We start from the raw sequence: 19726 nt of genomic DNA on the forward strand, positions 1-19726 counted from the left end.
ATTCGTTTGTTGCGTGACGGCAAGTCCCCGATACTCGACCTGGTTACCGTCACGGAGCGTTTTGCATGTCATTCACCTCACGTCAACAGGGCGCCATCACCCTTGCCAGCGGCGGTTTGCTGATGGGGACGATCGGCATCTTCGTCGAGGAAGCGCGGCTCGATGCCATGACGATGGTGTTCTTTCGCTGCCTGTTCGGCTTTCTGGCGCTGGCCGGTTATTGCGCGTGGAAGGGCTTCTTCCGGGCGCAGCGCTTCACCCTGCGCATGGTGTTGCTCGCGGTACTGTCGGGCCTGCTGATGGTGACCCAGTGGGTGTGGTTTTTCGACGCGATTCATCGCACCAGCATCGCGGTCGCGACCGTGGTGTTTCACGTGCAGCCCTTCTGGGTGGTGCTGATGGGCGCGGCGCTGTTCAATGAACGCCTTGGCGGCGACCGGCTCGGCTGGATCGCGACGGCGTTTGTCGGACTCGTGCTCGCCTCAGGCGTGGCCACGAGCGAAAACCTGCAGGGACACGCCAGTTATCTGTTTGGCGTAGGCGAGGCGCTGGCAGGCTCGGTGCTCTATGCGAGCGTGACGCTGATCGCCAAGAGTCTCGGCCAGTTGCGCCCGCATCTGCTGACGCTCGCGCAGTGCCTCGTCGGCGTGGTTTGTCTGGCGTTTATCGCGCCGCTGCATTCGGTGGCGCATATTGGGCCGGCGCAGTGGTTCTGGCTGGTCGGCATGGGGGTGCTGCATACGGGGCTTTCGTATGTGCTGATCTACGGCGCGCTGCCCAAGCTGACTACGCCGATCATCGCGGTGCTGCTGTTTGTTTATCCGCTGACGGCGATCGTTGTGGATGCGCTTGTTTATGGACGGGCGTTGTCCGCGCCGCAACTGGCCGGTATGGCGTTGATCGTGACGGCGAGTCTCGGTGTCAATCTTGGGTGGCCGCTGGTGTCCATTCTGCGGCGCGGTGCGCGGGTCAGGCATCCGGTGGATTGAGCATCGCCAGGGCGATGCCGGGCGTGATGGCGCCCGGCGTCGCTTCAGTCGTCGTAGTGAAACCGGCAAGCGGCGACGTAGATCAGTCCGTCCTGCGGGAGATAGACAAGACGATCGGCATGCGTCACTCGACGCGACCAGAAACCCGTCAGGTTGCCTACCAGGGGTTCCGGTTTACCGGACCCCTTGAAAGGGTCACGCCGGCATTCTTCCAGCAATTCGTTGACCTTCCGCAAAACCTTGGCGTCGATCCTTTGCCAATGCAAATAGTCATCCCAAGCTTCATCCGTGAAGACAAAAACGCTATCGGACCTCACGGTCTCCTTGTTGCGGGCTTTCTGTTTGCTCATCTGTCAGCAGTTTGCGCGGCGTACCCTTGCGTGCATTGATCTGGGCAACAGAACGTACAAGCCGTTCGGCATTCTTCGGAGAACTCAACAGATACAGCGTTTCCTGCATGGCGCTGAAGTCCTCGAGCGAAACCATCACCACATGTTCGCCGCCTTGCCGGGTAATCAGCATAGGCGTGTGGTCGCGGCATACGTCGTCCATTGCTTGCTTAAAGCTTGCACGGGCCTCGCTGTAAGTAAGGGTGTTCATGGCTTATCCGGCCCGGAGGCTTACCTTCGGCCGCTCCTGATAAAAAAGTTAGCGGTATTTAGCGTAGCGAACCAAGCCGCCCCCGGAAGGGGGCAAGTCCACCGACCCAACATGAGTTGGACGTTCACGGCTCTGAAATTAATTGTACAGAAACCGGTACAAGATCTCAAGTGTGCGATCAGGATGCCAAACACCGCCTAACCAGAACGAAGCATGCCGCGTATCGCGCCCAGATACCACCTGGCCAATCGGCCAACCCGCGGCGCACAAGGATGTGCGCCGCGCCCCCCTCTTCACTGCGGCAACACCTCCCCCTTCGTCTCCGGCGCAAATGGAATGATGAAGAGCCCGACGACGAACGCGAGCGCAGTCAACGCGACCGGGATGCCGAGCGTATGCATATGCAGCACCGCCGCGCCCAGCAGGAAGTTGACGCCCGCCCCCACAAAGCGCCCGAACGAGGTGCAGAACGCAAACGCCGTCGCCCGCACGCGGGTTTCGAACTGCTCCGGCAGCCAGAGGCTGAACAGCGCAAAATTGCCGCCGAAGAACCCCAGCACGCACAGCCACGCGATGAACGGCACCAGCCCGTTCGGCATATAAAACGACCAGCCGAAGCTGCCGGCAATCGCCACCGCCATGCCCGCGAAATAGATCGCCAGGGTCTTCTTACGTCCGATCCGTTCGGCTAGCGGCGGCAGGGCGAGACAGCCCAGAACCGTCGAAATGGATAGCAAGCCGGTGGCGATCGACGCCGTGCGAATCGCGTCCGCCTTGCCCATCCCGGCGCGCGTCGCAAGCTGGATCACCGCCGACGGCTCATACACCGCCCCCGCCCACAGCCCGATAATCGCAATCGTCAGCAAGGCGCACGCAACCCAGGTGCGACGCCGGTACACAGGCCCGAGAATCTCGCGCAACGGCCGGCTGCGCACGGCGTTCGGCTCCGCCTTCTGCCACTTTTCCGGCTCCTTCACGCGCAGCAGGATCAGAATCGCGACAAACACCGGCACGGCGCCGGTCAGGAACATCGCCCGCCAGCCGTAGTGAACCCCGATCGTGTAATTGAGCGCGGCGGCCAGAAAGAAGCCGGCGTAGTAGCCGGTTTGCAGATAGCCCGCCCCCATCTTGCGACGATCCTCCGGCCAGGCCTCCGCCACATAGGTGCCCGCCAGCGCCCATTCGCCGCCAATCCCCACGCCCGCGATAAAACGGAAGATAGCCAGCTCCCAGACATTCTGCGAGAGCGCCGAAAGCCCCGTAAAAATTGCAAAAGTGAAGATCGTGCCGGCCAGCACCTTGGTGCGGCCAAAGCGGTCCGCGAGCGGCCCCCAGATGAACGACAGCCCCCAGCCGACCAGAAACAGCGCAAACAGGATCGACCCGGCGAGCCCGACGTTGGCAGGTGTCGCCGCGTAACCCGAACGCGGCAGCAGTTCAGTAAGCGCGGGCGTGAGAACCAGTGCGTAGATGAACGAATCCATCCCGTCCAGCGTCCAGCCCGCCCATGCGCCCCAGAAACCGGCTATCTGCGAGCGGTTAAGTGGCGTGCGATGCCGCGCGACACGCGCGCGGTCCGAGATTGTATTCATCGTGCTCCTCCGGCCCTACGGTTGGATTGCCTATTGCCTATTCTTAACAGCGGGTTAGCGTGCGTGCGGCTGGTACAGCAGGCCTTCCTCAGAAGGCCCAAAGCCGCTACTGACCTCGGTGCCCAGGCTCCACTTGCCGCCTGAGTCCCGGATCTCCCCCTTGCAAACGCGCCATTTCATATATAATATTTGAAATTATGAACGACGCAACCGATGGTTTTCCCCTGGACAGCGCGCCGCGTGTCCCTTTTCTGCCTGTAACGGTCACGCCGCGGGCCAGCACCTCACGTGTGATTGCGGACGCACTGCGCACGGCGATCGTCGAAGGCACGCTGGCGCCCGGCGCCCCGCTGCGGCAGGACGCTATTGCCCGTCACTTCTCGGTCAGCGCAATTCCCGTGCGCGAGGCGTTGCGGCAACTGGAAAGCGAAGGCTGGGCGAAGGTCGCCGTGCACAAGGGTGCGACGGTCGCGCCGCTGTCGGCGGAGGAAGCCCGCGAGATCTACGAAATTCGCTCGGCGCTGGAGAGTCTTGCCATTGGCCTCGCCATTCCCCGGCACACCGCCGCGACGCTGCGCGAGGCGGAAACGCTGTGTCGCGCCGCCGAGGCCGAGCTGGACCCGGCGCTCTACGTCGCGCGCAACGAGGCGTTTCATATGAGCCTGTATGCGCCTGCCGCCCGGTCTCAGCTCGAAGAGATGATCACCACGCTGCATCGCCGCGGCGAACGCTATTTGCGCCTCAAATTCGGACTGCCCGTGTACAAGGACGAGTCCGATCGCGAACACACGGCCATTCTCGACGCGGTGCGCCGCGGCGACATCGAAGCCGCCCGCTCGCTGGTCGCCGCGCATCTGCTCGGCACCGGCGAGCTGCTTTATCGTTTTCTGACCGAACGCGCGCAGGCCGAAGCCGCGCAAGCCAACGGCCGCAAGCCGCGCGCGAAACGCGCGCGCCCCGCCCCTACCGAGAGCTGAATCCGCCGATGAATCCACGAGCCGAACCCACTTCCCACTCCGCCACCGCACCCGCGGCCCGGTCCTGGACCACCCTGCGCGACGAGAAGGCCCGGCGGCTTGCCGCCATCGCGCCGTGGCTCGAAGACGGCGTGCTGCCCGCCGCGCGCATGGTCGATGCGCTGGAGATCCTGATCCGCCCCGGCGACCGCGTCGCCCTTGAAGGCGACAACCAGAAGCAGGCGGACTTTCTGTCGCGTTCTTTCGCCAAAGTCGATCCGCAAAAGATTCACGACGTGCATCTGCTGATTTCCAGCATCAGCCGTCCCGAGCATCTGACGCTGTTCGAGCGCGGCATCACGCACAAGGTCGACTTCGCTTTCGCCGGACCGCAAAGCCTGCGCGTCGCGCAACTGCTGGAGGACGGCCAGCTCGAAATCGGCGCGATCTACACTTATGTCGAGCTGTACGCGCGGATGTTCGTGGACCTGACGCCGAACGTCGCGCTGCTGTGCGCCGAAAAAGCGGACCGTCACGGCAATCTCTACACCGGCCCGAATACCGAAGACACACCCACCATCGCGGAGGCCGCGGCGTTCCGGCATGGCATCGTGATCGTTCAGGTGAACGAAATTGTCGACGAATTGCCGCGCGTCGATATTCCCGGCTCGTGGGTGGACGTGGTCGTGGAAGCCGACCGGCCGTTTGCGGTCGAGCCGTTGTTCACGCGCGATCCGCGCCACATTGGCGATCTGCAGGTGCTGACCGCGATGATGGTGATCCGCGGCATCTACGAAGCGTATGGCGTGACCTCGCTCAATCACGGTATCGGCTTCGATACCGCGGCGATCGAACTGCTGCTGCCGACCTACGGCGAAGCACTCGGGCTGAAGGGCAAGATTTGCCGCAACTGGACGCTCAATCCGCATCCCACACTGATTCCGGCCATCGAATCGGGCTGGGTCGAAAGCGTGCATTGCTTCGGCAGCGAAGTGGGCATGGAACAGTACATCGAGGCGCGTCCCGACGTCTTCTTCACCGGCCGCGACGGCAGCCTGCGCTCGAACCGCGTGCTGTGCCAGTTGGCGGGCCAATACGGTGTGGATCTGTTCATCGGCTCGACGCTGCAGATCGACGCGGATGCGAACTCGTCGACGGTCACACGCGGGCGGCTCGCCGGCTTCGGCGGTGCGCCGAACATGGGCCACGATCCGCGCGGGCGCCGTCATTCGAGCGAAGCTTGGCTCAAGCTGCTGAAGGACCAGGGCCCGGTTTCGCGTGGACAGAAGCTGGTGGTCCAGCTCGCCGAGACGTACAAGAAAGGCGGCGAGCCGACCTTCGTCGACGAACTCGACGCGGTTGCGGTCGGCGCGAAGAGCGGCATGCCGATCGCACCGGTGATGATCTATGGCGACGACGTCAGCCATGTCGTCACCGAAGAAGGCATCGCGCATCTGCACAAGGCTGAAGGCATCGACGAACGGCGCGCCGCGATCGCAGCGGTGGCGGGCGTCACGCCGATCGGTTTGCGCGCGAAGCCGGAGAAAACGGCTGAGCTGCGCCGGCGCGGCATCGTCGCTTATCCGGAAGATCTCGGCATCCGGCGCGGCGAAGCGAAACGCTCGCTGCTGGCCGCGCGCAGCATCGACGATCTGGTCACCTGGTCGGGCGGTCTGTATGTGCCGCCGGCGCGTTTCCGGAGCTGGTAAGCATGGCTACGCCCACACTGATGCCGGTATCCGCCGCGCGGGTTTCTGTCGGCGCCAGGCCGCCTGCGGGTGAGAGGCTGCCGGTCGGAACGTACGCCGCGCCGTTTGCGGCGGGCCTCGCCGTAGGCGGTCGCCAGAGCGGCCTCGAGGCCCGCCGCGAAGCCAGCGCCGCCGACGCGTGGCTGGCCCGGCTTGCCACCACCGCGTTGATCGAAGAAGCACAACTCACGCCGAAGCCCGCCCTGGTGGACCGGCGCGGCAGCGGCGCGCACCGCGATCTCAATCTGGACATCATGTTGCGTTCCGCGCAGGCGCTGGAACCGACCTTCGCCGCGCTCGCCTCGGCCGCACGCTACAACGCACCGTCCGCGACCCTGCGCGCGGAACTGGCGCAGATCGGCCGCGCCGGCGAACACGCCATGATGCAGGCCACCGACGGCAGCAATGCGCACCGTGGGGCGATCTGGATTGTCGGCTTGCTGGTGGCAGGAGCCGCGCTGGTGGATGGCCGGCCGCCGGCGTACGCCGCAGCAGCCACGTCTGCGAACGCCGCCTCGAACGTCTGCGCGCTGGCCGCCCAGATCGCCTGCTTCCCCGACCGCGTCGCCGCGCCCCCGGACAGTCACGGCGAACGCGTACGCCAGCGCTATCAGGTCGGCGGCGCGCGGCGCGAAGCGCAGGACGGCTTTCCGCACGTCGTCGCCGTCGGCCTGCCGGCGCTGCTCGCAGCCCGGGCTCACGGCGCACCGGAAGACGCCGCGCGTATCGACGCGCTGCTCGCCATCATGGCCTCGCTCGACGACACCTGCCTGTTGCATCGCGCCGGCTTGCCGGGCCTGCAAGCCGGTCAGCAAGGCGCACGGCGGGTGCTGGATCTCGGCGGCAGCAATACCATCGCCGGCCGCGCCGCGCTCGCCGAACTCGACCGCACGCTGCTGTCCCTTAACGCATCCCCCGGCGGCGCAGCCGATCTGCTCGCCGCTACCCTCTTCATCGACATGCTGGTGCGTCACGGCACCGGCGGGAGCCAAGTCTCATGGAAAATCTGACCTTCGATTACCCGGCGCAGCGCGCCGTCACGACCCGCGCCCATGTCGGCGTGGTCGGCTCGGGCGACCTCGAAGTGCTGCTGTCGCCGGCCGCTTCGATGACGGCGCACGTGGTCGTGCGCACCAGCGTCGACGGCTACGGCCATATCTGGAAGAGCGTGCTCGACCGCTTCTTCACGCGCTACGATGGCGCCGCGCAGATCGAGATCAACGACTTCGGCGCGACCCCCGGCGTAGTGGCGCTGCGTCTCGCGGAAGCGGTGGAGGAAGCGGAACAGGGAGACGAGGCATGAGCACCGTCGCTACCCCTGTGATTACCCCTCAACCCGCGCCCGTGCTGCACGACAGTTTCATCGAACTGTCGGCGCGCGAACGCGCCCGCGCCCTGCTCGATGCCGGCACGTTTCGCGAACTGCTCGGACCGTTCGACCGGATCGAGTCGCCGTGGCTGCCGTTGCAAGGCATCGTCTGCCAGGCGGACGACGGTTGCGTGATCGCGCGCGGCACGATCGACGGCGAACCTGCGGTGGTCGCCGCGATCGAATCGGCGTTCCAGGGCGGCAGCATCGGCGAGGTCTCCGGCAGCAAGATCGCGGCGGCGCTCGAACTCGCCTTACGCGACTGCGAACGCGGCAAGCCGGTTCGTCCGGTGGTGCTGTTCGAAACCGGCGGCGTGCGTCTGCAGGAAGCCAATCTGGGCCTCGCCGTGATCGCCGAAATCCAGGCCGCGATCGTTGCGCTGCGCCGGCATGTGCCGGTGGTCGGCGTGATCTCGGGGATGGTGGGCTGCTTCGGCGGCATGTCGCTCGCGGCCGCGCTGTGCTCGTATCTGGTCGTCACGAAGCAGGGCCGGCTCGGCATGAACGGGCCCGAAGTGATCGAACAGGAAGCCGGTATCGACGAACTCGACGCCAGCGACCGCCGTCATGTGTGGCAACTGATCGGTGGCGAACAGCGGGCCTTGACGGGCTTTGCGGATGCCCTCGTCGAAGACGATCCCAATGCGCTGCGCAGCGCCGTGCAGCGTGCTTTCACCCAGGGCGTCCCGGCGGCGCACCGGACCGAGCAGGTCGACAGCTATCTGGACGGACTCGCGCGGATCGATCCGGCGAACGTCACCCCTGAAACCATGCGGACCGTGTTTCATGCGAACGCCGCGCTCTCGTCCTCCAAGGAGCAAGCATGACCGAAGCCTCCCTTACCCGCGGCGCACGCTGGTTTCGCGCCCTCGCCGGCGAGCCGGTCAGCGCGGCGCCGGTGTGGAGCGGCGACGCTCCGCTTGGCAACGACACCGCCCACTTCTTCGCCGTCGTGCCCGATCCGCAGAACCGCTTTCCGCGCGCCACCGATAACGTCGTCGGCCTCGAACAGGGCTGGCTGCTCGCGCGTGCGGTACGCAAGGCCATCGCCGAGGATGCACAAAGCGGCGCGCGGCGCCCGATCGTTGCGATCGTCGATGTGAAAAGCCAGGCCTATGGCTACCGTGAAGAGACGCTCGGCATTCACCTCGCCTGCGCCGCGGCGGTCGACGCGTATGCAACCGCACGCGACGCCGGCCATCCTGTCATTGCACTGATTGTCGGGCCGGCGATGTCCGGCGCATTTCTCGCGCATGGCTACCAGGCCAACCGGATCCTCGCACTCGATGCGCCCGGCACCATGGTGCACGCCATGGGCAAGGAAGCTGCGGCCCGCGTCACGCGCCGCACGGTCGAAGACCTCGAAGCGCTTGGTGAAACCATTGTGCCGATGTCGTATTCGATGGCCTCGTTCGCCAAACTTGGCCTGCTCGACGAGCTGATCAAAGGCGTCGATGCCGATGCGCCCAGCGACGCGCAGATCGGACACGTGCGTGAGGTGCTGAGCGCGGCGATTCGCAGCGCGCGTGACGACCAGCCGGGTCTCTCGCACCGGCTGCAATCCGATACCGCCAGGAAGTCCCGGGCGGCCTCGGTCGAAGTGCGGCGGCGCCTGGCCGAACAGTGGGACGCTGCGTAATGCGCACTTGTGCGGCGCCGCCGTTTGCGACCGACAGCGCGCATCAATGCGACGCGCGTTGGCGGCCGCATGACCTGCTGCGTCTGCGTCGTCTGCCCGCATTCGACGGCGAGCCGGAGTGGGTTCGCGCCGCCTTCGCAGGCGCGCCGTTCGCGGTGGTCAGGCGCGCGCAGGCGGCGCCCGGCTTCATCGCCATCGGCGTGCGCGGCAACGGCCGAGCACAACGTTACGGCACGTGGGTTGAAAGCGGCGATATCGAAGCCGCGATCGCCCCCGAAGACCTCGCAGTCAGTTTGCCTGCCGACGCCGAACGTTGTGCCCTGCCGGCGTTCGCCTTGTATGCCGCCTTGCGCCGCGAAGCGCGTTACCTCGACGCGTTGTCGTGGGGGCCCACCGGCAGCGCAGGTTTCGAACTGGTGAGCGGCATACCCACCGTCACCGTGACGAGCGATCTCGATCTGCTGGTCCGCACGCCGCGAGCACTCTCGCGCGAGCGTGCCAAGCAGATGTTGAACGAACTCGAGTTGCATGCACAACGCGCAGGAATTCGCGTCGACGTGCAACTCGAAACACCTGCAGGCGGCATTGCGCTTGCGGAATGGGCTGCCGGCAAGCCGCGCGTCATGGCGCGTGATGCGCAAGGTCCGCGGCTGATTGCCGATCCGTGGGGCGCCGACGCCACACAAGCCGCGCACGCCGCGCAACCCACACTCAATGCGCACGCATAATGCTCGCTTACCAGTTTCCCGGCCAGGGCGCGCAATCTGCGGACTTCCTGCATCGATTGCCGCAGCACGCGGTGGTCGCCGCCACGCTCGACGAAGCCTCCGAGGCACTCGGTACCGACGTGCTGACGCTCGACACCCCCGACGCACTGCGCTCGACGGTTGCGGTTCAGATCGGGCTGGTGGTGGCCGGCGTCGCCACGGTTCGGTTGTTGGCCGACGCGCAAGTCGTGCCTGACATCAGCGCCGGCCTGTCCGTAGGCGCCTATGCGGCTGCGGTCAGTTGCGGCGCGCTCGAGTTCGCCGACGCGCTGCGCATGGTGCGCAAGCGGGCCGAGTTGATGGAGACCGCGTATCCGTCCGGGTACGGATTGGCCGCTATTTCCGGCCTGACTGAACGGCAGTTGGAGACGCTCGCTGCGCAACAGGCGCAGGAAGGTTTACCGCCCGTCTATATCGGCAACGTCAACGCACCCAGGCAGATCGTCACGGCCGGCGCCGACGCCGCGCTCGAAGCATTGATAGAACGCGCGCTAGCGGCTGGTGCACGCAAAGCCACGCGCCTCGCCGTGAGCGTGCCGTCTCATTGCGAGCTGCTTGCGGATGCCGCCGACGCATTGATCGACTACGCACGCGGCGTGCCGTTTCACGCGCCGCACAGTCTCTATGTAGGCAATCGCGGCGGCCGGCCGTTGCATACGGCGGAGGCCATCCGCGACGACCTCGCGACGAACATGGGTCATACGGTTCGCTGGTTCGACGCGCTCACCGTGATGCTTGAAATGGGTGCTCAGGTGGTGGTGGAAGCGCCGCCGGGTCAGGTGTTGACCGACATTGTCCGCGAGCAGTGGCCGCAGACCACGGCACTCGCCTTAAGCAGCATCGCACCGGACCGATGGGTGGCGACTGTGCGTCGCCGCCTCGCCGCGGGCGAAGGTTGAACGACATGGCTGCGATGCGCTATCGCAGCGTGTAGCCTCACTCGACAAAGATCTCCTGCAGCGTCGACAACGCGTTCGATAAAGCCAGATCCGACACCGCCCCCGCTTTCTTCACCAGCCGCGTCTTGTCGACCGTGCAGATCTGGTCGAGCAGGATCAAACCCTTCTTGCGCAAGAACGTAAGCGGCACGCGAAACGGCGCGGCCTTGCCGGCCGTGGTCATGGGCGCCACGATCACCGTGCGCAGATGATCGTGCAACTCGGATGGTGACACCACCACGCACGGCCGGGTCTTTTGAATCTCGCTGCCAATGGTGGGATCCAGCGCAACCAGCCAGACGTCGCCGCGCGCTACCACGTGAACCCCGCGTCATCCGCGTTGGGAAACTCGCCCATCACAAGGTCGTCGTCACCCGACGCCGCCAACGAGCGGCTCGCGTCCGCCCAGCCCGTGCGGGCCCTCTTCTGCGGGCGACGCAAGACCAATGCGTTCCCCTCTACTTGCATATCCACTTCGTCCTCCAGTCCCAGTTGGGTCAAGATGGGTTTCGGAATCAGTACGCCATGGGAATTGCCCATTCTGCGGATCGTTGTCTTCATGGCGTCACCTGAACAGGAATGCTAAAGGGTTAGCGAACATAAGTAAGCACAATGTTATTACACGATAGCACGGCAAACGGCATAAGACGAATCGCATTGCGATACGTTGCAATCCGCCGCGAGTCGATGCGGTACGTTGCCAAAGCCCCCGCCCGCTAGCGTCGCTGGATCAACTGTCGGCCCATGGTCTGCGCATAGGCGTCGCAAGCGTCGTGCGCCACTCGCGCTGCCGCGAGCACGCCCACAGCGGCGTCATCGCGATAACACATGGCCACGACGATAGGCGGCGGCAACGGCCGCACCTGCAACTCGCCGAGTTCTCCGCTCTGTAGCAACGGCTCGACGAACAGCGCCGGCACCGCCGCCACGCCGTAGCCGTCGCGCAGCAACTGCACGATCACCGCGACCGACGGCATGCAGGTGACGTTGGTCTGTTCGAGCGGCACACCCGCCCGTCTCGCGAGCTCGCTGACAATGCCCTCCACCGCCATCTGCGGCGCAGTCCCGCGTCCGAACGTCAGCACCGGTTTGTGCAGCACCGTCTGCACATGCTTCGCGCGGCTCGCGGGAATCAGGTCGCGGCGCGCGATCCAGCGCACCGGGTAGCTCGCCAGCGCGGTAGACACCACCGTGGGGTCGCCGTCGCTCTCCACCTGCAACACCAGGTCCAGTTCGCCCGCGCGCAGTCGCGGCGCGAGCACGGCACTCACGTCGACGGTCAGGTCCACCACGATGCGGCTGTATTCTGTGTTGAGCATGCGGACATAGTCGGGCAGCCAGCTATGCACAACCGTTTCGATGACGCCGAGCCGCAGCCGCGTGGCGATTTGCGCGTCGTCCTGGGCGGCGAGTTGCAGCGAGCGCGTCGCCTGCACGACCGAGCGCGCATGCGTGAGCAGACGCTCGCCGTGCGGCGTCAGTTGAAACTCCGCCGCGCTGCGCTCGATCAACTCGACGCCCAATTCCGCCTCCAGCGTCTTGATGCGCAATGAAATCGCCGCGGGCGTCGCGTGCATCGCGTTAGCGGTTGCGCGAAAACTGCCGAGGCGGGCCAGCGTCAGAAACGTTTCCACAAAGCGTGTATTCACAGCGGCATCTCTGGCAAATGAGCGGGTCAATCATCTGGCGAATGATGGGGCAAATAGTGGCGCGACGGCCGTCTACCTCGTTAAGTTTAATTTAACGAAAAGCAAAAAAATCTCGCTAGATGGATATTTTCGGCGCGACTACTCTGGTTCGCATCCGTCACCCGAAGCGAAGCCCGTTCATGTCCCTTGCTCCATCCGAATTCCGCCAGCAGGTTCGCAGCGGCCGCCTGTCCGGCCCCACCGCCGGCTATTGCGGCGATTTCGCGCAAGCCAATCTGGCGATCCTGCCGCGCCAATCCGCCGACGATTTCCTGCGCTTCTGCACGCTCAATCCGAAGGCCTGTCCGCTGCTCGCAATCGGCGAGCCCGGCGACTGGCGAGTGCCCGCGCTCGGCGCCGATCTCGACGTGCGCAACGACGTGCCCGCCTTCTACATCTACCGTCACGGCGAACGCACGGAAGAAGTGCGCAGCCTGAACGAACTCTGGCGCGACGACCTGGTGGTGTTCGCCATCGGCTGTTCGTTTTCGTTCGAGGAGATGCTCAAGCGCGAGGGAATTGCGTTGCGCCATCTCGAACAGGAACGCAACGTGCCCATGTACCGCACCAGCGAAGCCAACGTGCGGGCCGGCGTGTTCGGCGGTCATCGCGTCGTATCGATGCGGCCGATGAAGGCCGCCGACGCGATTCGCGCCATCCAGATCACCAGCCGCTTTCCCTCCGTGCACGGTGCGCCGGTGCATCTGGGCGACCCGTCGCTGATCGGCATCCGCGATCTGTCACGGCCCGATTTCGGCGATGCGGTCGACATCCACAGCGACGAGCTGCCGGTGTTCTGGGCCTGCGGCGTGACACCGCAAGCGGCCATCGAAAGCGCGCGTCTGCCGTTCGCGATTGCCCACAAACCCGGTCACATGCTGATCACGGATATCCCGAACACGCGGCTCGCGATTCTCTGAACGCGTCACTCAAGGTCTTCTATCCCGCTGCAAGCCGTGCATCAAGACACGGTTCCTAAAACGACCCGGAGGTTAAGCATGGAAAGCAAAGCGCAGTTGACAGCCGATACGACGGAGACATCCCCCTCCGACGCACGCACCGGCGGCCCGTTCTCGTGGTACCGCACGATTTCGGCGGGCGAGAAGCGCGCCTTCTGGAGCTGCAAGATCGGCTACATGCTCGACGCAATGGACACGCAATTCCTGAGCTTCGTGATTCCCACGCTGATCGCCACCTGGGGTATCACGCGCGGCGATGCGGGTCTGATCGGCACGGTCACGCTGCTCAGTTCGGCGCTCGGCGGCTGGGCCGCCGGTCTGCTGTCGGACCGCATCGGCCGGGTCAAGACGCTGCAGATCACCATCCTCTGGTTTGCGATTTTCACGCTGGCCTGCGCGCTGGCGCAGAACTTCGCGCAGCTACTGTGGGCACGCGGATTGATGGGGCTAGGCTTCGGCGGCGAATGGACGGCGGGCGCGGTACTGATCGGCGAAGTGATCCGCCCGCGCGACCGCGGCAAGGCAGTGGGCCTCGTGCAAGCAGGCTGGGCAATCGGCTGGGGAGTGTCCACCTTGCTGTTCACGCTGGTGTTCTCGTTCGTCCCCGCGCACGACGCATGGCGCGTGCTGTTTGCGCTCGGCATTGCACCGGCGCCCTTCGTGATCTGGATTCGCCGTTTCGTCGCCGAACCGGAGGCGCATCGGCAGCAGAAACGGGTTGAAGCGGATACGCAGGTGCACCCTTCCCTGCTCGACATCTTTCGCCGCGACATGATCTGGACCACGCTGCGCGCCTCGATCCTCGCCACCGGCGTGCAAGGCGGCTACTACGCGGTCACCACCTGGCTGCCGACGTATCTGAAAACCGAACGGCATCTGAGCGTAATCGGCACCGGCAGCTATCTGGGCGTGGTGATCGCCGGGTCGTATTGCGGCTACCTGGCCGGCGCCTATATCAGCGATGCGATCGGCCGCAAGCGCGCCTTCATCGCCTTCGCGCTGGCCTCGGTGGCAATCGCCTTGATGTACACGCGCTTGCCGCTCGACAACCTGTCGATGCTCGCGCTCGGCTTCCCACTCGGCTTCTGCGCGTCGGGAATCTTCGCGGGGATGGGGGCGTTCCTGACCGAACTCTTCCCGACCCGGATTCGCGGGTCGGGACAAGGCTTCTGCTACAACTTCGGACGAGCGGTCGGTGCGACGTTTCCGTTCCTGATCGGTTATGTGTCGCAGAGCATGACGCTCGGACATGCAATCGGCGTGTTTGCGGCCGCGGCGTATGGCGTGGTGATTCTCGCTGCCTTCACCTTGCCTGAAACCAAAGGCCGAGCCTTGATGTCGTGAGGTCTCCGCGCGCTTGATGGCGTCGCTGATCGTCTTGCCTGGCTATATCAACATGTTGCTTCGTAGCGTGAGCGTCTTTGCCCAACGGCAGAGCGCCCACGCCTCTTTCAACGACCCAATGCCTTGGGCAACCCTTTCTGCGGCACGCGGCCAGCCGCATGCGAATCCGTCGCGGACGCATCATGACGTGCGCGTTCGCGCGACGGCGTCGCCACCACCGCCCCGGCGGGACCGCCCGGCCGCCGCACCGAACGCGCATGACGTTCGATCAGCCGCTGCAGCAGGCAGAACGCGCACAGCAGCGCGCCGATCACGATGCGGGTCCACCATGAGCTCAGCGTGCCGTCGAACGTGATCAGCGTCTGGATCGTGCCCAGAATGCCGACACCGAACAGCGAGCCGATGACATAGCCGACGCCGCCCGTCAGCAAGGTGCCGCCGATCACAGTCGCGGCAATCGCATCGAGCTCCATGCCCTGCCCCTGCAATCCATAGCCGGACAGCACGTAGAACGTGAAGACCGCGCCGCCGAGCGCCGAGCAGAAGCCGCTCAGCGCGTAGACGCCAATCCGTGTTTGCGCCACCGGCAGCCCCATCAGCAGCGCCGAACGCGGATTGCCGCCGACCGCATACACATTGCGTCCGAAGCGCGTGAAATGCGCCACAAAAATCGCGGTAATCAGCGTCACCAGCGCGATCAGCACATTGGCGCTCACCGAGCCGGTGCCGACCGGAAGACGGTACGACGAGATGGCCTTGAAGGTCGGATCGGTGATTGTGATGGACTGCGTAGTGATCAGGAAGCACAGCCCGCGAGCGAAGAACATCCCAGCCAGCGTAACGATGAACGGCTGCAACCGGAAAAAGTGGATCAACGCGCCCTGCACCGCGCCGAATAGCGCGCCCATCACCAGCACGATCGGCAGGATGACCCAGACCGACACGTGCATCTGCTCGGATAGCACCGCCTCGACGATGGTTGTCAGCGCAACCACCGAACCCACCGAGAGGTCGATCCCACCCGAGACGATCACGAACGTCATGCCGATCGCGACAATCAACAGGAAGGCGTTGTCGATCAGCAGATCGAGCAGCACCTGTAGCGAGAAAAAGCCGGTGTACATCACCGAGCCGAAACCGAACAGCGCGCAGAACAGCAGGATGGTGACGGCGATCGGCAGCGTGCGCGGATCGAAAATACGAGCCCAGATATCGACCAGACGTTTCATCGCGCCACCCCACGCGGGCTGAACACAGACATCGCCAGCGCACGCGCCGAAGGCGACTGGATCACGCTGACCACCAGCACCACCACCGCCTTGACGACGAGCGTCGCTTCGGGCGGCACGCCGATCGAATAGGTCGTGTAGGTGAGCGTCTGGATGATGAGCGCACCGAGCACCGTGCCCGCGAGACTGAAACGCCCGCCGAGCAGCGAAGTGCCGCCCAGCGTCACCGCGAGAATGGCGTCGAGTTCGAGCAGCAGTCCCGCGTTGTTACCGTCTGCACTGCGTACGTTCGAGCTGATCAGAATGCCGGCAATGGCCGCGGTGAGTCCGGAAAAGCCATACACGGCAAATACGATGGCTTTCGAGCGCAGTCCCACCAGCCGGGTTGCCACCGGATTCACCCCAATCGCGCGGATAAAGAGCCCGAGCGCCGTGCCCTCGATGAGCAGCGCCGTCAGCAACACCGCGGCAGTCGCAATCCACACGGAAAACGGCACCGCCAGCAGATAGCCGCCGCCGACGAACAGATAGCCCGGCGCGCCGATCGGAATGATCTGGCCGCCGGTCAGCAACTGCGCGACGCCACGGCCGGCCACCATCAGGATCAAGGTGGCGATGATCGGCTGCATGCCGACGTAGGCCACCAGCATGCCGTTCCACATGCCGCTCAGAATCCCCACAAGCAACGCCGCAGCGAGCGCCTCGCCGATCAGCCCGGCACTCGGGAACGGCTGCGTAGCCAGCATGGTGGCCGCTGCAGCGCCGGCAATAGCCACCACGGCGCCGACGGAAATGTCGATGCCGCGCGTGGCGATCACCAGCGTCATACCCGTCGCCACAAGAACGAGCGGCGCCGCGCGATTGAGAATGTCGATCGGCGCGCCGAACAGGTGGCCGTCGAGCATGCGCAGCGACAGAAAATGCGGATTGACCCACAGATCGAGCAGGAAAAGCAGCGCAAGCGTCACGCACGGCCAGATCAGCGGGCGCTCCGCGCCATCACGCGCGAACCAGTTCGATAGCTTCATTCGCCGCTCCCCGCAATCAGTCGATAGATGTTGTCCTCGTTCGAGGCGTTGCCCGCCACTTCCGCAATCTTGCGGCGGTCGCGCAGCACCGCGACGCGGTGGCTCACGCGCAACACCTCGCTGACCTCCGACGAAATGAACAGGATTGCGAGGCCGCCGGCGCACAAGGCCAGCATCCGGTCCATGATGTCGAACTTCGCGGCTACGTCGATGCCGCGAGTCGGTTCGTCGAGAATCAGCAACCTGGGTTCGGTGGCAAGCCAGCGCGCCAGCAGCGCCTTTTGCTGGTTGCCGCCGGACAGCAGACCGATGGGCTGTTCAGCGTCCGAGGCCTTGATGCCAAGCCGCTCGATCCACAGATCGGCCAGTTCCCGGGCCCGTGCGCGGCTGATCTTGCGCAGCCAGCCGCGCTGCGCCTGCAGCGCCAGCAGAATGTTTTCGCGGATCGACAGTTCGGCGACGATACCCTCCTTCTTGCGGTCTTCCGGGCAATAGCCGATGCCGAGCGCCACCGCGTCGTGCGGCGAGCGCAGGCGCACCGCTTTCCCGCCTACGGTGATCGTGCCGCTGTCGGCACGATCCGCGCCGAACAGCAAACGCGCGGTCTCGGTCCGTCCCGATCCGAGCAGGCCGGCCAGACCGAGAATCTGTCCGGGTTGGACGTCGAGATCGACCGGCTGCATGCTGCCGCGCCGCCCAACGCCGCGCAGCTCGACGAACGGCTCCACGGCTTGCCGTTCTGCCGGCGCTTCGTGCTCGGCGTCCCGCAGGCGCGCGCTCATCCGCTCGTGTCCTACCATCTTCGCAACCAGTTGATCCGCCGACAGGTCGCGCGCGAGGTACTCGCCCTCACACTCGCCATTGCGCATCACGGTAATGCGATCGGAAATGGCGTACGTCTGCTCGAGAAAGTGCGTCACGAACAAGATCGCAATACCCGATTGCTTAAGATGCCGAAGTATTTTGAAAAGCTGCGCCACCTCGCTGTCATCGAGGCTGGAAGTGGGCTCGTCGAGAATCAGCACGCGCGCGTCGACCGAGATCGCCCGTGCGATGGCCACCATCTGCTGCACGGCGATCGGGTAGGCATCGAGCGATTTGGTGACATCCAGCGAGACGTCGAGCCGGGCAAGCGCCGCCTGCGCGCGACGCCGGATTTCGCGCCAGTCGATGGCGCCGAAACGCTTCGGCTGGCGCCCCGCAAAGACGTTTTCCGCCACCGACAGATTGGGACACAGATTCACTTCCTGGTACAGCGTCCGCACGCCGGCCGCCTCGGCCTCCTGCGGCGAACCGAAGGCCACCGGCTGACCGCCGAGCCGCACCACGCCGCTATCGGGCGCAACCACGCCCGTCAGCACATTGATCAAGGTGGATTTGCCGGCGCCGTTCTGCCCCATCAGCGTATGCACCTCGCCGGGAAACAGACGGAAGTCGACGTTTTGCAGCGCCTTCACACCGGGGAATGTCTTGCTGACGCCGGCGGTTGCCAGGATTGGCTCAATTTCTCCCGCTTGAGCGTTTGAAGCGGCATGCGGCGTCGGCGCCGGGCCGCGATCACGGACGGGATCGGACGAATCAGGAGTCGGGTGGGCCATAGACCTCGCTCGATGGGTGGAAAAGAGGCCGCCCGCTGCAGTCACAGCCGGACGGCCAGGCACCGCTGGAGAAACTCGTTATGTTCTACTGATCACCTGATCGATTCGATTCGCTTCGGTTTCAGTACTTGCGGGTCGGCAAGGTCTGCGCCGCGACGCTCATCGGGAAGACCGTCTCCTGCGTCAAAATCCGCTTCGGCAATGGCTTGCCGGCCACCACGTCCTTCACCGCCGACATCAGTTGCGGCCCCAGCAACGGGCTGCACTCCACATCGACATTCATCTTGCCCGCGGCCATCGCCTGGAAGCCGCCCTTGGTCGCATCGAACGAGACGACGGTGATGTCCTTGCCGGGGTGCATGCCGGCCTCTTCCATCGCCTGGATGGCGCCTAACGCCATGTCGTCGTTATGCGCATAAACAACATTTATTTTATTTCCATAAGTTTTGATGAAGGCTTCCATCACCTGCTTGCCGCCGGCTAGCGTGAAGTCGCCGCTTTGCGAGGCAATGATCTTGAACTTGGGATCGTTCTTGATCACTTCCATCAGTCCGGAGTGCCGGTCATTCGCCGGCGCGGAGCCGACCGTTCCCTGCAGTTCCGCGATGTTGATAGGCCCTTGATCGTTTTTATAGTGATCTTCGAGCCAGTGGCCGCCGCGCCGCCCTTCTTCCATGAAGTCCGAGCCGATCATCGTGACGTAGAGCGAGGTGTCCTTCACGTCGATGTTGCGGTCGGTCAGGATCACCGGGATCTTCGCGGCCTTGGCCTCGAGCAGGATCGGCTCCCAGCCGGATTCCACCACCGGCGAGAAGGCGATCACGTCGACTTTCTGCGCGATATATGAACGGATCGCCTTGATCTGGTTTTCCTGCTTTTGCTGGGCATCCGAGAACTTGAGGTTGATCTTGGCATCGGCCGCGGCCGATTTGATCGATTCGGTATTGGCGGTGCGCCATGCACTCTCGGCGCCGACCTGCGCGAAACCGAGGGTGATGGGTTTGTCCTGGGCATATGCGCCGGGTGCAGTGAGGGCGAGTGCCCCGAAACCCGCAGTGAGCGCGAGCGCGCCCAACGCACGACATACCACGCGTCGTGAATTCGCCATGACTGTCTCCTGATCGTTGTTGTGTTGGCGATCCGTGGTGGCCTGAAGCAAGCCCTCGGCAAGGATCGTGATCAAGCGTAGTGGCTGGCGCCCTCAGCGTCCAATCATATGATTCGCGCCCTCCATACCAATTTTGGTATAGCGACCTGAAGCGGGGCTCACAGTCATGCATAC

Annotated in this window: 21 protein-coding genes; 11 read left to right on the forward strand and 10 right to left on the reverse strand. The window is 64.7% G+C overall.

What is annotated here, in order from left to right:
• Positions 1–65: 65 nt before the first annotated feature.
• Positions 66–989, forward strand: coding sequence for a DMT family transporter (locus BUS12_RS11400; protein ID WP_074295797.1), 924 nt, complete (start codon positions 66–68; stop codon positions 987–989).
• A 44-nt stretch (positions 990–1033) separates the two neighbouring features.
• Here BUS12_RS11400 and BUS12_RS11405 read toward each other — a convergent pair whose 3' ends face one another.
• From BUS12_RS11405 to BUS12_RS11415, 3 genes are all read right to left on the reverse strand, one after another.
• Positions 1034–1339, reverse strand: a complete 306-nt coding sequence (locus tag BUS12_RS11405) for a Txe/YoeB family addiction module toxin (protein ID WP_083640345.1) — start codon at positions 1337–1339, stop codon at positions 1034–1036.
• Positions 1293–1589 (reverse strand): type II toxin-antitoxin system Phd/YefM family antitoxin, encoded by a 297-nt coding sequence (locus BUS12_RS11410; protein ID WP_074295799.1) that lies wholly within the window; start codon positions 1587–1589, stop codon positions 1293–1295. The genes BUS12_RS11405 and BUS12_RS11410 overlap by 47 nt, the downstream gene beginning before the upstream one ends.
• Positions 1590–1882: 293 nt before the next feature.
• Positions 1883–3181, reverse strand: a complete 1299-nt coding sequence (locus BUS12_RS11415) for an MFS transporter (protein WP_074295800.1) — start codon at positions 3179–3181, stop codon at positions 1883–1885.
• 197 nt (positions 3182–3378) lie between these two features.
• Here BUS12_RS11415 and BUS12_RS11420 point away from each other — a divergent pair, with 197 nt between their 5' ends.
• From BUS12_RS11420 to mdcH, 8 genes are read left to right on the forward strand one after another with little or no spacing between them, the layout of a single operon-like run.
• Entirely contained in the window at positions 3379–4158 is a 780-nt protein-coding gene (locus BUS12_RS11420; RefSeq protein ID WP_074295801.1) for a GntR family transcriptional regulator, read from the forward strand.
• Positions 4159–4166: 8 nt separating this feature from the next.
• Complete coding sequence (mdcA, locus tag BUS12_RS11425; RefSeq protein ID WP_074295802.1) at positions 4167–5846, forward strand: malonate decarboxylase subunit alpha; 1680 nt, start codon at positions 4167–4169, stop codon at positions 5844–5846.
• Between the two features lie 2 nt (positions 5847–5848).
• Entirely contained in the window at positions 5849–6895 is a 1047-nt protein-coding gene (locus BUS12_RS11430) for a triphosphoribosyl-dephospho-CoA synthase (RefSeq protein ID WP_083640346.1), read from the forward strand.
• A complete protein-coding gene (locus BUS12_RS11435) occupies positions 6883–7188 on the forward strand; it encodes a malonate decarboxylase subunit delta (protein WP_074295804.1) in 306 nt (101 codons plus the stop codon). Before BUS12_RS11430 ends, BUS12_RS11435 begins: the two co-directional genes overlap by 13 nt.
• On the forward strand, positions 7185–8081 hold the full coding sequence (locus BUS12_RS11440; RefSeq protein WP_074295805.1) for a biotin-independent malonate decarboxylase subunit beta: 897 nt from the start codon (positions 7185–7187) through the stop codon (positions 8079–8081). Before BUS12_RS11435 ends, BUS12_RS11440 begins: the two co-directional genes overlap by 4 nt.
• On the forward strand, positions 8078–8893 hold the full coding sequence (mdcE, locus tag BUS12_RS11445) for a biotin-independent malonate decarboxylase subunit gamma (protein ID WP_074295806.1): 816 nt from the start codon (positions 8078–8080) through the stop codon (positions 8891–8893). The genes BUS12_RS11440 and mdcE overlap by 4 nt, the downstream gene beginning before the upstream one ends.
• Positions 8893–9621: a malonate decarboxylase holo-ACP synthase gene (locus BUS12_RS11450; RefSeq protein ID WP_074295807.1), complete on the forward strand. Its 729-nt coding sequence runs from the start codon at positions 8893–8895 to the stop codon at positions 9619–9621. Before mdcE ends, BUS12_RS11450 begins: the two co-directional genes overlap by 1 nt.
• Complete coding sequence (gene mdcH / locus BUS12_RS11455; RefSeq protein WP_074295808.1) at positions 9621–10559, forward strand: malonate decarboxylase subunit epsilon; 939 nt, start codon at positions 9621–9623, stop codon at positions 10557–10559. The genes BUS12_RS11450 and mdcH overlap by 1 nt, the downstream gene beginning before the upstream one ends.
• A 37-nt stretch (positions 10560–10596) precedes the next feature.
• Here the strand turns inward: mdcH and BUS12_RS11460 are convergent, their stop codons facing one another.
• From BUS12_RS11460 to BUS12_RS11470, 3 genes are all read right to left on the reverse strand, one after another.
• Positions 10597–10917: a type II toxin-antitoxin system PemK/MazF family toxin gene (locus tag BUS12_RS11460; protein WP_074295809.1), complete on the reverse strand. Its 321-nt coding sequence runs from the start codon at positions 10915–10917 to the stop codon at positions 10597–10599.
• Complete coding sequence (locus BUS12_RS11465) at positions 10911–11159, reverse strand: AbrB/MazE/SpoVT family DNA-binding domain-containing protein (RefSeq protein WP_074295810.1); 249 nt, start codon at positions 11157–11159, stop codon at positions 10911–10913. The genes BUS12_RS11460 and BUS12_RS11465 overlap by 7 nt, the downstream gene beginning before the upstream one ends.
• Positions 11160–11314: 155 nt before the next feature.
• A complete protein-coding gene (locus BUS12_RS11470; RefSeq protein ID WP_074295811.1) occupies positions 11315–12247 on the reverse strand; it encodes a LysR family transcriptional regulator in 933 nt (310 codons plus the stop codon).
• Between the two features lie 179 nt (positions 12248–12426).
• Here BUS12_RS11470 and BUS12_RS11475 point away from each other — a divergent pair, with 179 nt between their 5' ends.
• Positions 12427–13206 carry a putative hydro-lyase gene (locus BUS12_RS11475; protein ID WP_074297373.1) on the forward strand — a complete coding sequence of 260 codons (780 nt, stop codon included), beginning with the start codon at positions 12427–12429 and terminating at the stop codon, positions 13204–13206.
• A 78-nt stretch (positions 13207–13284) separates the two neighbouring features.
• Complete coding sequence (locus tag BUS12_RS11480) at positions 13285–14589, forward strand: MFS transporter (RefSeq protein ID WP_074295812.1); 1305 nt, start codon at positions 13285–13287, stop codon at positions 14587–14589.
• Between the two features lie 107 nt (positions 14590–14696).
• Here BUS12_RS11480 and yjfF read toward each other — a convergent pair whose 3' ends face one another.
• The 4 genes from yjfF to BUS12_RS11500 form a co-directional block, all read right to left on the reverse strand.
• Positions 14697–15818, reverse strand: a complete 1122-nt coding sequence (yjfF, locus tag BUS12_RS11485) for a galactofuranose ABC transporter, permease protein YjfF (protein ID WP_074295813.1) — start codon at positions 15816–15818, stop codon at positions 14697–14699.
• Entirely contained in the window at positions 15815–16846 is a 1032-nt protein-coding gene (locus BUS12_RS11490) for an ABC transporter permease (RefSeq protein ID WP_074295814.1), read from the reverse strand. Before BUS12_RS11490 ends, yjfF begins: the two co-directional genes overlap by 4 nt.
• Positions 16843–18444: a sugar ABC transporter ATP-binding protein gene (locus tag BUS12_RS11495; protein WP_083640347.1), complete on the reverse strand. Its 1602-nt coding sequence runs from the start codon at positions 18442–18444 to the stop codon at positions 16843–16845. Before BUS12_RS11495 ends, BUS12_RS11490 begins: the two co-directional genes overlap by 4 nt.
• A gap of 121 nt (positions 18445–18565) precedes the next feature.
• On the reverse strand, positions 18566–19552 hold the full coding sequence (locus BUS12_RS11500; RefSeq protein ID WP_074297378.1) for an ABC transporter substrate-binding protein: 987 nt from the start codon (positions 19550–19552) through the stop codon (positions 18566–18568).
• Positions 19553–19726 lie beyond the last annotated feature (174 nt).

The organism is Paraburkholderia phenazinium (assembly GCF_900142845.1).
GTDB lineage: Bacteria > Pseudomonadota > Gammaproteobacteria > Burkholderiales > Burkholderiaceae > Paraburkholderia > Paraburkholderia phenazinium_A.

Bases quoted from the DNA above. Each gene is read 5' to 3' on its own strand.
- yjfF (WP_074295813.1), bottom strand. From the start codon at position 15,818: ATGAAACGTCTGGTCGATATCTGGGCTCGTATTTTCGATCCGCGCACG.
- BUS12_RS11500 (WP_074297378.1), bottom strand. From the start codon at position 19,552: ATGGCGAATTCACGACGCGTGGTATGTCGTGCGTTGGGCGCGCTCGCG.
- mdcE (WP_074295806.1), top strand. From the start codon at position 8,078: ATGACCGAAGCCTCCCTTACCCGCGGCGCACGCTGGTTTCGCGCCCTC.
- BUS12_RS11410 (WP_074295799.1), bottom strand. From the start codon at position 1,589: ATGAACACCCTTACTTACAGCGAGGCCCGTGCAAGCTTTAAGCAAGCA.
- mdcH (WP_074295808.1), top strand. From the start codon at position 9,621: ATGCTCGCTTACCAGTTTCCCGGCCAGGGCGCGCAATCTGCGGACTTC.
- BUS12_RS11480 (WP_074295812.1), top strand. From the start codon at position 13,285: ATGGAAAGCAAAGCGCAGTTGACAGCCGATACGACGGAGACATCCCCC.
- BUS12_RS11430 (WP_083640346.1), top strand. From the start codon at position 5,849: ATGGCTACGCCCACACTGATGCCGGTATCCGCCGCGCGGGTTTCTGTC.
- BUS12_RS11465 (WP_074295810.1), bottom strand. From the start codon at position 11,159: ATGAAGACAACGATCCGCAGAATGGGCAATTCCCATGGCGTACTGATT.
- BUS12_RS11475 (WP_074297373.1), top strand. From the start codon at position 12,427: ATGTCCCTTGCTCCATCCGAATTCCGCCAGCAGGTTCGCAGCGGCCGC.
- mdcA (WP_074295802.1), top strand. From the start codon at position 4,167: ATGAATCCACGAGCCGAACCCACTTCCCACTCCGCCACCGCACCCGCG.
- BUS12_RS11420 (WP_074295801.1), top strand. From the start codon at position 3,379: ATGAACGACGCAACCGATGGTTTTCCCCTGGACAGCGCGCCGCGTGTC.
- BUS12_RS11495 (WP_083640347.1), bottom strand. From the start codon at position 18,444: ATGGCCCACCCGACTCCTGATTCGTCCGATCCCGTCCGTGATCGCGGC.
- BUS12_RS11440 (WP_074295805.1), top strand. From the start codon at position 7,185: ATGAGCACCGTCGCTACCCCTGTGATTACCCCTCAACCCGCGCCCGTG.
- BUS12_RS11400 (WP_074295797.1), top strand. From the start codon at position 66: ATGTCATTCACCTCACGTCAACAGGGCGCCATCACCCTTGCCAGCGGC.
- BUS12_RS11405 (WP_083640345.1), bottom strand. From the start codon at position 1,339: ATGAGCAAACAGAAAGCCCGCAACAAGGAGACCGTGAGGTCCGATAGC.
- BUS12_RS11415 (WP_074295800.1), bottom strand. From the start codon at position 3,181: ATGAATACAATCTCGGACCGCGCGCGTGTCGCGCGGCATCGCACGCCA.
- BUS12_RS11490 (WP_074295814.1), bottom strand. From the start codon at position 16,846: ATGAAGCTATCGAACTGGTTCGCGCGTGATGGCGCGGAGCGCCCGCTG.
- BUS12_RS11435 (WP_074295804.1), top strand. From the start codon at position 6,883: ATGGAAAATCTGACCTTCGATTACCCGGCGCAGCGCGCCGTCACGACC.
- BUS12_RS11450 (WP_074295807.1), top strand. From the start codon at position 8,893: ATGCGCACTTGTGCGGCGCCGCCGTTTGCGACCGACAGCGCGCATCAA.